This window comes from Halomonas kalidii, assembly GCF_030010475.1.
In the GTDB taxonomy this organism is placed as follows: domain Bacteria; phylum Pseudomonadota; class Gammaproteobacteria; order Pseudomonadales; family Halomonadaceae; genus Halomonas; species Halomonas heilongjiangensis.
Window position 1 is genome coordinate 16,624 of sequence record NZ_JASCQN010000008.1, and the last position, 12,043, is coordinate 28,666.

The following is a 12,043-nucleotide window of genomic DNA, read 5'->3' on the forward strand; positions in this document are numbered from 1 at the left end:
CCCCGACTCAGTCCTCGACCTGCGCCTTCACCGTGCCGACGATATGGGCGCCGATCGGAATCGCCGAGGTCGCCGCGGGCGAGGGCGCGTTGCCGACGTTCACCGTGCGCGGCGTGTTGACGAACAGGAAGTCGTCCACCAGCTTGCCGTCACGCGATACCGCCTGGGCACGCACCCCGGACGGATAGGCACCGAGGTCGTCCAGGGTCAGGCTCGGGCAGTACTTGCGCACCAGGTCCAGATAGCCCTTGCGGTAGAGCGAGTTCTTCATCTCGACGAGCCCCGGACGCAGGTTCCTGCCCAGCACCTTGAGAATGGCAGGGTCGGTGAACATCTGCACCATGTCGCCCAGCGAGATGTCCCGCTTGCGATAGCCCTCGCGCTTCATCGCCAGCACGGCATTGGGCCCCACGGTCACGCCGCCATCGATCATCCGGGTCAGGTGGACCCCGAGGAACGGCATGGAGGGGTCGGGGATCGGGTAGATCAGATGAGTGACGATCCGGTCGTGCTGCTCGGGCAGCCGATAGTACTCGCCGCGGAAAGGGCAGATGGTGAAGCCCGGGTCCAGGCCGAGCATGCGGATCACCCGGTCGGCCATCAGCCCGGAGCAGGAGACCAGGTAGCGACCGCTGAAGGTGTCCCGGGAGGTGGTCACCACCACCTCCTGGCGGCGCTCCTCGAGGGCCGTGACCTCGCTGCCGTAGTGGATCTCGCCGCCCAGTCGCTCGAACTCGGCGGCCATGGCACGGGTCACCTCGGCGTAGTCGACGATGCCGCTGGAGGGCACGAGGATGCCACCGATGCCGGTGATATTGGGCTCCCGTTCCTTGAGCGCGCCCTCGGGGAGCCATTCGCGCTCCAGGCCATTGGCCGCGGTGCGCTCCCACAACGCCTGCATGCGCTGCATTTCCAGGCCGTTGGTGGCCACCAGCAGCTTGCCGCAGGTGTCATAGCGAACCCCGTGGGCATCGCAGAACTCGCGGGTCGCCTGGTTGCCGGCCAGACAGAAGCGCGCCTTGAGGCTGCCCGGCGTATAGTAGACCCCGGCGTGGATCACGCCGCTGTTGTGGCCGGTCTGGTGGCGTGCCGGGCCGGACTCCTTCTCGACCAGCAACATGCGACGATCCGGATATTCGCGCTGGAGCTGCATGGCGGTGGACATGCCCAGGATGCCTCCGCCGACAATGATGAAATCGTACATGCCGTTCCTCTTGCGTGCCGCTAGGCGGGATGGACAGATGCCACGCCGGACCCGGCGTGGCATGTCGTGATCACTTCATGTGGCGGGATGCGGTAACGGCATCATGCCTGGCAAGGATGGCGCAGCGTCCTGGCATGGGTGAAATAGCCGCGCTGCCGCATCAACTCACGGCGCAGTTGCGGGTGCGGCGTGAAGCGATCCCGCCCGTGCAACCAGAAATGGTTGTTGATCAGCAGGAAGCTGCCCACCGGATTGGGCAGCGAGACGATGGCCGGGCTGCTCTCCAGCGACTCGGAGAGGTCGGCGAGCCAGTTGCCCTCCTCGAAGTCCTTCGGCTGCACGAACTGGTCGATATAGGCCATGATCGGGCGACCTTCGATATCCACGTCGAACACGGCGTGATGGACATCCCGTGACACCTTCTTGCTGGGCGGCGCGGTCCAGCGCATCTCGCGGCGCGCCATGGGGTGGGCGTAGAAACGCTCGAGGTCTGCCCAGTCATCGAGGTGCAGCAGCAGTGAATTGCCCCCCTCCATGTGCTGCTCGTCGAGCTTCATCATCAACACATAGTCGGTGTCCTGCTCGACGAAGGTGCCATCGTTGTGCAGCTCCATGACCCGGTGGGGCTGGCGCAGGTAGCTGTCGGAGTCGTCGACGTTCTTGACCACGAAGCGCGCATAGTACTGGCCGCTCATGGCATCGAAGTTGGAGCGCCCCATCAGGTGCGCCACGGCGGTGGCGAACTTGACCATCTCCTCGGCCTGCTCCACCCGATCCAGCCCTTCCGCCGTGACCTGCAGGCCACCGGTCGCGCGGTCGACCAGGGTATTGATCAGCACCGGCTGCAGGGTGTTGTCGCACAGCTCGTCGAGCACCTTCGCCACACGGAAACGCAGCATGGACTTGTACTCCAGCGCCTGCACGGGCCACTCGCTCACGGCCTCGAGGAAGGCCGCCACCACCTCGCGAGACACGGTCAGTTGCAGCAGGCGTGACGACTGGGGCGACGGCGCCAGGGTGAAGCCACGCAGATCGGTGGGCAGGGGCATGGCGATGTCGGGAAGCTGTGTCAGCACGGTCATGTCACGGGTCTCCTGGAATAATGATGACGCTTCATAAAAATATCTACATTTTTATATTTCGTCAAACATCCTACGCCCCCCCTGGCAATCTGCCACGCCCCCAACGACACAGCCCCGGCCGGGGCCGGGGCTGTGAGACGGGCGGGAAGGGCTCAGCGACCCGGGTAGGGCTCGGAACCGGCCAGCTCGCGGTGCATCATCCGATCGCTGTAGTCGGTGCCGTAGCGCATGCGCGACCAGGCATAGAGCGCCAGGCCGATCAGCATCCAGCCGGCGAACATCGCCCACTCGACCGGCGCCAGCGCCGAGGGGCTGCCCGGCAGGTACATGGCGATCAGGCCCAGCGAGAGGGCCACCGAGAGGAACCCGACCAGCTTGCCGTGGCGAACGCGGAAGGGGCGCGGCATGTCGGGCTCCCGGCGGCGCAACATCACGAAGGAGAGCGCCACGAACAGGTAGGCGATGACGATCCCCAGCCCACCGGCCACCACCAGCCACACCAGCGCCGGACGGCCGAAGAAGGGGGCGATGCACGACAGGATGCCCATCACCAGGATGGCACTGGTGGGCGTGCGGTGCGTCGGGTGCAACCTGGCGAGGAAGGCCGGCAGCATGCCCGAGTGGGCCAGGGCATAGATGGCCCGCGAACCGCCGACATAGAAGGCGTTCCAGCTGGTGATGATCCCCGCGATACCGGCCAGGATCATCAGGTTGCCGGCCCAGGGCGCCCGGAAGACCGCCTGCATGGCATCCGGCACGGCCAGGGAGCTTGCCGCCAGGGCCTGCGGGTTCAGCATCAGCGAGGTGCCCAGGATGATGAAGGAGTACCAGAACACCGCCAGGATCACCGAGATCATCAGCACCCGGCCGATCTCACGAAACGGCAGGTTGATCTCCTCGGCCGCCTGGGGGATCACGTCGAAGCCGACGAACATGAAGGGCACCATGATGAGCACCATCATGATGCCACCGACGACCCCCTCGCTGACATTGAACAGCGGGTCCATGGTCGCCCGCTCGCCCTCGAACAGTGCCCCGGTGATGAACATGATGCCCACCACCAGGATCAACAGGGTCACCACCTTCTGCAGCAGCGCCGCGGTGCGGATGCCAACGTAGTTGACCCACATCATCGCCACCGACCCGGCGACGCCGACGGCCACCCAGGTGGCCTTGACCTCCCAGCCGGCGATGGTCCAGAGGTGCCCCACCGCATAGTCGGGGAACAGATGCTCCACCACCGTGGGCAGGGCGACGGCCTCGAAGGCCACCACGCTCACGTACCCCAGGGTGATCGCCCAGGTGCAGAGGAAGGAGGCGAAGTGACCCATGGCCCGGTAACTGTAGACGTGCTCGCCGCCGACCTGGGGCATCGCCGAGGCCAGTTCGGCATAGGTCAACCCGACCAGCACGATGATCAGGCCGCCGATCAGGAAGGCGGTGATGGCCCCCAGGCTGCCGGCCGACTGGATCCAGCTGCCGGTCAGCACGATCCAGCCCCAGCCGATCATGGCGCCGAAGGCCAGGGCCAGCACATCCTTGCGCGCCAGGACTCGCGTCAGTTGGCCCTGTGTCGAAGCGTCGTTGCTCATGGTCATCCTCTCATCGGTGGCATCTTGTAGTAGTGGGAAATCGCCCTGAAACGTCGCTAAAAATAGTGAATAACCGACAGTCTCACAAGCCATCCTTGTCAAATATCGCCAAACTTTCGTCGCAGACTCACCCGCCCCCTGACCATACCAGGCCGCAGATATTCGTAAAAAAAGTCATTAAAATACCCATTAAAACAGACAGATAACGTAAAAACACAGGGAGCAACACGCATCGACGCGCGATCCCGGGCGGCCAGACCAAGCGTTCGATATCTTGCACGACCGCACCGACCCTCGCCCCCGTCGCCCCCCGTTGTACCCGGCAGCCAAACATCAACGAATCCACACTGGCAAAAAACGCGCGAAGCCCCCATGATGTACTCGTCGCCATCGTTATCTGGAGCATCATGAGTACGGCACGTCATACCGCCCACGCGGAACCGATCGATCCTCCGCGAAGCAGCCCTGACCTCGACGTCAGGGACCTGGAACAACGTACACGCCTCATGCGCATCATCACCCGGTTGATCGCTGTGTCCGATCTCGGCAGTCGCGAGATCGCCCGCCGCGCCGGGTTGCCGATGCAGAAGATCAGCGATCTGCTGGCCGGCCGCCTCGAGCACCTCTCGATCGACGAGTTGCGCCAGCTCTATCGCACCATCGACACCCAGGCCTCGCCACACTAGTCGCCCTGGTTCGCCCGAACACCGAACGTCCCGCCATCCGGCGGGACGTTGCTGTCAGGGCGCCCCTGCCGAGGCACCGCCTCAGCCACTCGAGAGTCAGTCACTCGAGAGATAATGCACGCTGAACAACCCCTCGGCGTCACTCCACACCACACTCGACCGATAACCGGCTCGCCCGGCCAACGCCTGGAACCCCTCGCGACTGTACTTGCAGGAATTCTCGGTATGCAGCGTCTCGCCCCGGGCGAAGGCGAAGCGGTGCTCATCGACGACGAGGGTCTGCGGGCACTGACTGACCAGGTGCATCTCGATGCGGGAGGCCGCCGCATCGAAGAAGGCCCGATGCCGGAAGTTGCCGGGCTCCACCGAGGCACCCAGTTCCCGGCGCATGCGCTCCAGCAGGTTCAGGTTGAACGCCGCCGTGACGCCCGCGGCATCGTTGTAGGCCGCCTCGAGAACGCGCCGGTCCTTGACCAGGTCGACACCGATCAGCACGCCGCTGCCCGGGGGCAGGGCCTGGCGCAGCCGGGCGAGGAAGGCCTCGGCCTCGGCCGGCGCGAAGTTGCCGATGCTCGAGCCGGGAAAGAAGGCCACCGCCCGCCGGCCCTCGACACCCGCCGGCACCCGCAGCCGCTCCGAGAAATCCGCCCAGGCCGCGTGCACCTCGAGCCAGGGGTAGTCGGCCGCCAGGCGACGGGTGCTCTGCAGCAGGAAGTCGCGGGAGATATCCACCCCCAGGTAACGACTCGGGCGCATCGCCTCCAGCAGCAGGCGCACCTTGCGACTGGCCCCGCTGCCCAGCTCGACCAACAGCGACTCCGGCCCGACCAGCGCCGCGATCTCCTCGGCGGCCGCGGCCAGGATGCCCTCCTCGGTCCGGGTCAGGTAGTACTCGGGCTGGCGGCAGATGGCCTCGAAGAGCCGGGAGCCCCGCTCATCGTAGAAGTACTTGGGCGAGAGACGCTTGCGCTCGAGGCTCAGTCCGGCGATCACGTCGTCGCGAAACGACGGCCCCGCCGCGTCGACATGCTGGTCATGGAAACGCACTGCACTGGACATCGAACCCCCTCGCTGGCGACTGGATGGCATCCCGTCGGCGGAATCCGGCTAGACTGGGCCGACGACATGCATGCCCCTCAACTCTAGAGCGAGCCCCATGATGCAACAACTGCAGCAACCCCTGGGGTTACAAGTGCTGCGGGATATCGTACTGGTCGGTGGCGGCCACTCCCACGTCGGCGTCCTCAAGCGTTTCGCCATGCGCCCGGAACCCGGCGTCAGGCTCACCCTGATCTGCCGCGATACGCAGACCCCCTACTCGGGCATGCTGCCGGGGTATATCGCCGGGCATTACACCTACGACGAGGTGCATATCGACCTGCGCCGGCTGGCGGAGTACGCCGGGGCGCGCTTCTTCGGCGACGAGGTCGTCGGCATCGACCACGATGCCCGCCAGGTGCTCTGTCGCTCGCGCCCCCGGGTGCCCTACGACCAGCTGTCGATCAACATCGGCTCTACGCCCCGCGTGGACTCGGTGACCGGCGCCGGCGATCACGCCGTGCCGGTCAAGCCCATCCATCGCTTCAACGACCGCTGGCAGTCGCTGCTCGAACGCGTCAAGCGCCACGCGGGCCGCACCCGGGTGGCGGTGGTCGGCGGCGGCGCCGGCGGGGTCGAACTGCTGCTGGCCATGCAGTACCGGCTGGGCAGGGAGCTGGCGGCCCTGGGGCGCGACCCCGGCGAGCTGACCTTTGCCCTGTTCACCCGCGGCGAGCGGATCCTGCCCACCCACAACGCCCGCGTGCGCGCGCATTTCCTCGCCACCCTGGCCAGGCACCGTGTCGAGGTCCATACCGCCACCGACGTCGTCGGCGTCGAGGCGGGTCGCCTGCAGGCCGCCGACGGCAGCTGGCACGCCGCCGACGAGATCGCCTGGGTCACCGACGCCGGCGGTGCCGCCTGGCTGCGCGAGACCCGCCTGGAACTCGACGACGACGGCTTCATCAGGGTCGACGACACCCTGCGGTCGCTGTCGGATCCGCGGGTCTTCGCCGCCGGCGACATCGCCAGCCAGGTCGCTCACCCCCGCGAGAAGGCCGGGGTCTTCGCCGTGCGCCAGGGACGCCCGCTGGCCGACAACCTGCGCGCCGCCGTGACCGGCCGCCCCCTGAAGCCCTACCGCCCCCAGGCGAAGTGGCTGGCCCTGATCAGCACCGGCGACCGGCACGCCGTGGCGTCACGCGGCGGGCTCTGCCTGGCCGGCGATTGGGTATGGCGCTGGAAGGACGCCATCGACAGACGCTTCATGGCCAAATTCAACGAGCTGCCGCCGATGGCGGAAGGTGCCATGCCGGCGCCCCGGACCAGCAAGGTGGCCCTCGACGAGGAGGAGAACGCCCAGGCGATCTCGGCCATCGCCATGCGCTGCGGCGGTTGCGGGGCCAAGGTCGGTGCCTCGGTGCTGTCCCGGGCGCTGGCGACTCTCCAGCCGGTGGACCGGGGCGAGGTGCTGGTGGGCCTGCACGCCCCGGACGACGCCGCCGTGGTGCGGGTGCCGCCGGGCAAGGCCATGGTGCATACCGTGGACTTCTTCCGCGCCTTCATCGACGACCCCTATGTGTTCGGCAAGGTCGCCGCCAACCACGCCCTGGGCGACATCTTCGCCATGGGCGCCGAGGCACAGACCGCCACCGCCGTGGCCACGGTGCCCCAGGGGCTCGAGGCCAAGGTCGAGGACACCGTCTTCCAGATGATGAGCGGTGCCCTGGAGGTGCTCAACGCCGCCGACTGCGCCCTGGTCGGCGGGCACACCGGCGAGGGTGCCGAGCTGGCCCTGGGCTTCGCCGTCAACGGCCTGATCGATGCCGACGGCGATAGCGCCCTGACGAAAGGCGGCCTGCGCCCGGGCCAGGTGCTGATCCTGACCAAGCCCATCGGCACCGGCACCCTGTTCGCCGCCCACGCCCGGCTGGGCGCCCGAGGGCGCTGGATCGATGCGGCGCTGGCGAGCATGTGCCAGTCCAGCCGCGAGGCCGCGGCCTGCCTGCGCGAGCACGGCGCCACCGCCTGCACCGATCTCACCGGCTTCGGCCTGCTGGGGCACCTGGTCGAGATGACGCGCCCCTCGGGCGTGGATGCCGAACTCGACCTGGCGGCGCTGCCGCTGCTCGAGGGTGCCGAGGAAACCGTTGCCGCCGGCATCCTGAGCTCCCTGCAGCCCGCCAACGTGCGCCTGCGTCGGGCCATCCGCAACCAGGCGGCCTGGGTCGAGCACCCCCGCTACCCGCTGCTGTTCGATCCCCAGACCGCCGGCGGCCTGCTGGCCAGCGTGCCCGCCGGGCGCGCCGCGGCCTGCCTGGAGGCCCTGCACGCCCTGGGCTACGCCCGGGCCGCCGTCATCGGCCGCGTCCTCGAGGCCGGCGAGGCGCTGGAGCCCATCCACCTACAGGGTTGAGGTCGGTGTCAGGGAGTGAGCCCGCAGGCGGCGATAACCCGCGCCAGCCCCTCCCGCTCGGCCTCGGGGCGGAACAGCGGCGCGCGCGCCAGCACCTGACGGCGCAGCCGGTCGACGAACGCCGGCTCGGCCTCGGCGCGGCGCAGCAGGTCCCTCAGGGCCGCGGTGTCGGCCACCGGGAAATAGCCGGCGTAGTCCTCGCCCAGCAGGCCGCGATTGCCGGGGATCGCCGTGGCCAGCACCGGCAGGCCGGCCACGCAGGCCTCGCTGACCACATTGGCGCCCCCTTCCATGCGCGAGCTGATCACCATCAGCCGGGCCCGGGCCATCCACTGGCGCACCCGCCAGCGGGGCAGGTCGCCGAGCCAGCGGTAACGCGGATTGCCTGCCATCTCGTCGCGGGCGGCGTCGGCCCAGTCGGGGCTGTGGGCGCCGCCGAGCTGCACCACGCGCAGCCGCGACGCCGACGGCAGCTCGCGAACGGCCAGGGCCGCGCGCAGCGAGTCCTTCTCCTCGCGCAGGTGGCCGGCGACCAGCACCTCGAACCGGCGCCGGCCGGGCCGCGGGGCCCGGGGCGGCAGGGGCCTCGCCGACTGGTGGACGACATGCAGGCGCGGCAGGACGCGCGGCGGGAGGTCCTCGGCCAGGCAATCATGCAGGCCGATCAGGGCATCGCTCGCGGCGAGGCTATCGAGGAACGCCTCGGGGTGGCTGTGCTGGAAGCGGTAGACGTCGGTCCCGGTCAGCACCACCACCAGCGGACACTCCGGAAAGGCGGCGCGACAGGCGCGAATGGCCGCGTGGCTGCGAACGGCATGCAGCGCCAGCACCAGGTCCGGTGGCTGGCCGGCCAGGCGGCAGGCATCGGGGCCATCCTCGGACCCGGCGAGGCGGACGCGGCAGCCCAGCTCCTGCAGCAGCCCCGCCCAGCGGGTCGCCGTGGCCCGGTTGCCGGCGTGCGACCCTCGACCCGCCGGTGTGATCAGGGCTACCTTCAACACTATCCACACTCCCTCACCGTCCCACTCCATCCACGAGGTCGGCATGATCCAGACGCCTCCGACACCCCCCAGGGCCGCCGACGAACTGGCGGCGATGCTCACCGACGCCCGCGAACGCAGCCTGGCGCTGATGCGAGACATCCTCGAGGCCCGCGAACTCGGCCCGCGGCTGGCGATCGTCAATCCCCCCCTGTGGGAACTCGGCCACCTGGGCTACTTCCACGACCACTTCGCCCTGCGCGGTCTCTATGGCCTGCCCGACTACCGCCTCGCCGATGCCGACCGGCTGTTCGATTCCAGCAGCATCGCCCATGACGACCGTTGGTCGCTACCGCTGCCGTCACGCGAGGCCACCCTGGACTACCTGTCACGGGTACAGCAGGCCATGCTCGAGCGCCTGCCCGACGGCGATGCCAGTGCCGCCCAGAGCTATGTCTATCAGCTCACCACGCTGCACGAGGACATGCACGGCGAGGCCTTCCTCTACACGCGCCAGACCCTGGGCGACCCGCCCCCCGCGCTGGGCACGCCACCCCGGGGCCATCTCACCACTGCGCCCGCCACCGAGACGCCCGCCGGGGCACTGCCCGGGGATGTCGACATCCCCGGCGGGCGCCATCGGCTGGGCTCCGACGCGACCCTGCCCTTCCGGTTCGACAACGAGAAGCCGCCCATGGAGGTCGAGGTGGCGCCCTTCTCGATCGCCCGGGCGCCGGTCACCAACGCCGACTTCGCCGCCTTCGTCGACGACGAGGGCTATCGGCGACGCGAGCTGTGGAGCGAGGCCGGCTGGCAGTGGCGCGAGCAGCAGGGCCTGCAGGCGCCCGTCTACTGGCGCCGCGCCGACGTCGGCCATTGGGAAGAGCGTGCCTTCGATCGCTGGCGGCCGCTGGCCCCCCATCAGCCGGTCGTGCATGTCAGCTGGTTCGAGGCCGATGCCTGGTGTCGCTGGGCCGGGCGCCGCCTGCCCAGCGAGGCCGAATGGGAGGTCGCCGCCAGCCGGGCGCCGAGTGCCGACGGCCGCGCCCTGGCGCCGGGCAAGCGCCGCTACCCCTGGGGCGACACGCCGCCGGAGGCCGGCCTGGCCAACCTGGATGGCTGGCGCCTGGGACGCCTCGACGTGGCGGCGCTTGCCGACGGCGACAGCGCCTTCGGCTGCCGACAGATGCTGGGCAACGTCTGGGAATGGACGGCCTCGCCCTTCGGTCCCTTCCCGGGATTCGAGCCCGAGCTCTACCGTGACTACTCGGCCCCCTGGTTCAAGGAAGGGCGCTACGTACTGCGCGGCGGTGCCTGGGCCACGCGATCACGGCTGATCCACACCGGCTACCGCAACTTCTTCACCCCGGACCGTAACGACACCCTGGCGGGGTTTCGCACTTGCGCCGCCTGAGTGTCCGACACGGGATGCCTCGGCAATTTTCGGTATCATGCCCCTTCCAGCTGCCTCGGGTGCCGCTGGCCACTTTCAACGTTCCACAAGGGCTACTCTCCCCATGCTCAGACACCTGCCCCTTGCGCTGGCCGTCCTGCTCGTCACTCTCGTTACCCCGCCCCTGGCCGCCGCCCAGCCCCTGGTGTTCACCGCCATTCCCGACGAGGATGAGACGCGCCTGCAGCAGCGCTTCCAGGCCGTGGCCGACTACCTCGCCGAGGCGCTCGATGTCGAGGTGCGCTTCATTCCGGTCACCTCCTACGCCGCCTCGGTCACCGCCTTCCGCAACAACCAGGTGCAACTGGCCTGGTTCGGCGGCTTCACCGGCGTCCAGGCACGCCAGCTGGTGCCGGGCTCCCGGGCCATCGCCCAGGGCGTGGAGGATCCCGAGTACAAGAGCTACGTCATCGCCAACCGGGCCACCGGCCTCGAGCCCCATGACGGCGACAGCGCCCCCGAGGGGCTGCGCGGCCTGACCTTCAGCTTCGGCTCCCGGAGCTCGACCTCCGGGCGCCTGATGCCGGAATACTTCCTGCGCCGGGACCTCGGGGCGTCGCCCGAGGAGCTGTTCGAGCGGGTCGGCTTCAGCGGCAACCACAGCCGCACCATCGCGGTGGTGCAGTCCGGCGCCTACCAGGCCGGGGTGGTCAGCTACAAGGCCTGGGAGAACGAGGTGGCGAGCGGCAGCGTCGATGACGAGCGCGTCCGGGTGATCTGGGAGACACCGCCCTACCCCGACTACCAGTGGACGGTCCGCGGCGATGTCGACGAGCGCTTCGGCGACGGCTTCACCGACCGCCTGCAGCAGGCGCTGCTCGACATGGATGATCCCGAGCTGCTGGCCAGCTTCCCGCGCTCGGGCTTCGTCCCGGCCGAGAACGACGACTACCGGGAAATCCTCGAGGTCGCGCAGTCCCTGGGGCTGCTCGACTGATGACCATGCTGGCGCTGCATGATGCCGTCGCCGCCTATGGCGAGACCCGCGTGCTCGGCCCGCTGAGCCTGACGCTGGCGCGTGGCGAGCGCGTGGCGCTGGTCGGCCGCAGCGGTGCCGGCAAGTCGACGCTGCTGTCGGTGATGTATGACCGCTGGCGCGACCAGGGGGCCGCCCTGATGCCCCAGGACCTCGGCCTGGTGGCCACACTCTCGGTGTTCCACAACGTCTACATGGGCCGGCTCGACCGCCACTCCTGGTGGCGCAACCTACTGACCCTGGTGCGCCCGCGGCCAGCCGACGTGGCGGAGATCGACGCCCTGCTCATCCGGCTCGGCCTCGATCCCAAGCTCTGGACCCCCTGCGGCGAACTCTCCGGCGGGCAACGCCAGCGCGTCGCCGTAGCGCGGGTCATCCATCAGGGCGGCGGGATGCTGCTCGCCGACGAGCCGGTCTCGGCCCTGGATGGGCCCCTCTCCGAGGTGGTCCTGAGCGCCCTGACCGAGGCCTATCCGACCGCGGTGCTGGCCATGCACGACGTGGAACTGGCGCTGCGCTACTGCACCCGGGTGATCGGCATCCAGGATGGCGCCATCGCCATCGACCAGCCCAGCCAACGCCTGGCCGCCACCGACCTCCTGACGCTCTACTGATC

Annotated in this window: 10 protein-coding genes; 5 read left to right on the forward strand and 5 right to left on the reverse strand. The window is 68.9% G+C overall.

All coding sequences use genetic code 11. The features are described from left to right. Positions 1 to 7: 7 nt before the first annotated feature. The 3 genes from lhgO to QLQ85_RS00640 form a co-directional block, all read right to left on the reverse strand. On the reverse strand, positions 8 to 1,204 hold the full coding sequence (gene lhgO, locus QLQ85_RS00630) for an L-2-hydroxyglutarate oxidase (RefSeq protein ID WP_282737250.1): 1,197 nt from the start codon (positions 1,202 to 1,204) through the stop codon (positions 8 to 10). A gap of 101 nt (positions 1,205 to 1,305) precedes the next feature. After that, entirely contained in the window at positions 1,306 to 2,286 is a 981-nt protein-coding gene (gene glaH, locus QLQ85_RS00635) for a glutarate dioxygenase GlaH (protein ID WP_282737251.1), read from the reverse strand. Positions 2,287 to 2,438: 152 nt separating this feature from the next. Beyond that, entirely contained in the window at positions 2,439 to 3,878 is a 1,440-nt protein-coding gene (locus QLQ85_RS00640; protein WP_282737252.1) for an APC family permease, read from the reverse strand. A 407-nt stretch (positions 3,879 to 4,285) separates the two neighbouring features. On the opposite strand from QLQ85_RS00640, the gene QLQ85_RS00645 reads away from it, so the two are divergent. Then, complete coding sequence (locus QLQ85_RS00645; protein WP_282737253.1) at positions 4,286 to 4,564, forward strand: XRE family transcriptional regulator; 279 nt, start codon at positions 4,286 to 4,288, stop codon at positions 4,562 to 4,564. A gap of 96 nt (positions 4,565 to 4,660) precedes the next feature. Here the strand turns inward: QLQ85_RS00645 and egtD are convergent, their stop codons facing one another. Further along, the gene (gene egtD / locus QLQ85_RS00650; RefSeq protein WP_282737254.1) at positions 4,661 to 5,623 is read right to left on the reverse strand and encodes an L-histidine N(alpha)-methyltransferase; all 963 of its coding nucleotides are present in this window, start codon (positions 5,621 to 5,623) and stop codon (positions 4,661 to 4,663) included. Between the two features lie 97 nt (positions 5,624 to 5,720). Here egtD and selD point away from each other — a divergent pair, with 97 nt between their 5' ends. Then, positions 5,721 to 8,018, forward strand: coding sequence for a selenide, water dikinase SelD (selD, locus tag QLQ85_RS00655; protein ID WP_282737255.1), 2,298 nt, complete (start codon positions 5,721 to 5,723; stop codon positions 8,016 to 8,018). Between the two features lie 8 nt (positions 8,019 to 8,026). Here selD and senB read toward each other — a convergent pair whose 3' ends face one another. Then, a complete protein-coding gene (senB, locus tag QLQ85_RS00660; protein WP_282737256.1) occupies positions 8,027 to 9,019 on the reverse strand; it encodes a selenoneine biosynthesis selenosugar synthase SenB in 993 nt (330 codons plus the stop codon). Positions 9,020 to 9,062: 43 nt separating this feature from the next. Here senB and senA point away from each other — a divergent pair, with 43 nt between their 5' ends. The 3 genes from senA (at position 9,063) to QLQ85_RS00675 (ending at position 12,041) form a co-directional block, all read left to right on the forward strand. After that, positions 9,063 to 10,412 carry a selenoneine synthase SenA gene (senA, locus tag QLQ85_RS00665; protein WP_282737257.1) on the forward strand — a complete coding sequence of 450 codons (1,350 nt, stop codon included), beginning with the start codon at positions 9,063 to 9,065 and terminating at the stop codon, positions 10,410 to 10,412. A gap of 103 nt (positions 10,413 to 10,515) precedes the next feature. After that, a complete protein-coding gene (locus QLQ85_RS00670; RefSeq protein WP_282737258.1) occupies positions 10,516 to 11,388 on the forward strand; it encodes a putative selenate ABC transporter substrate-binding protein in 873 nt (290 codons plus the stop codon). Positions 11,389 to 11,393: 5 nt separating this feature from the next. After that, positions 11,394 to 12,041: an ATP-binding cassette domain-containing protein gene (locus QLQ85_RS00675; protein ID WP_282737259.1), complete on the forward strand. Its 648-nt coding sequence runs from the start codon at positions 11,394 to 11,396 to the stop codon at positions 12,039 to 12,041. Positions 12,042 to 12,043: the final 2 nt, after the last annotated feature.

Bases quoted from the DNA above. Each gene is read 5' to 3' on its own strand.
- lhgO (WP_282737250.1), bottom strand. From the start codon at position 1,204: ATGTACGATTTCATCATTGTCGGCGGAGGCATCCTGGGCATGTCCACC.
- selD (WP_282737255.1), top strand. From the start codon at position 5,721: ATGATGCAACAACTGCAGCAACCCCTGGGGTTACAAGTGCTGCGGGAT.
- senA (WP_282737257.1), top strand. From the start codon at position 9,063: ATGATCCAGACGCCTCCGACACCCCCCAGGGCCGCCGACGAACTGGCG.
- glaH (WP_282737251.1), bottom strand. From the start codon at position 2,286: ATGACCGTGCTGACACAGCTTCCCGACATCGCCATGCCCCTGCCCACC.
- QLQ85_RS00675 (WP_282737259.1), top strand. From the start codon at position 11,394: ATGCTGGCGCTGCATGATGCCGTCGCCGCCTATGGCGAGACCCGCGTG.
- QLQ85_RS00640 (WP_282737252.1), bottom strand. From the start codon at position 3,878: ATGAGCAACGACGCTTCGACACAGGGCCAACTGACGCGAGTCCTGGCG.
- QLQ85_RS00670 (WP_282737258.1), top strand. From the start codon at position 10,516: ATGCTCAGACACCTGCCCCTTGCGCTGGCCGTCCTGCTCGTCACTCTC.
- egtD (WP_282737254.1), bottom strand. From the start codon at position 5,623: ATGTCCAGTGCAGTGCGTTTCCATGACCAGCATGTCGACGCGGCGGGG.
- QLQ85_RS00645 (WP_282737253.1), top strand. From the start codon at position 4,286: ATGAGTACGGCACGTCATACCGCCCACGCGGAACCGATCGATCCTCCG.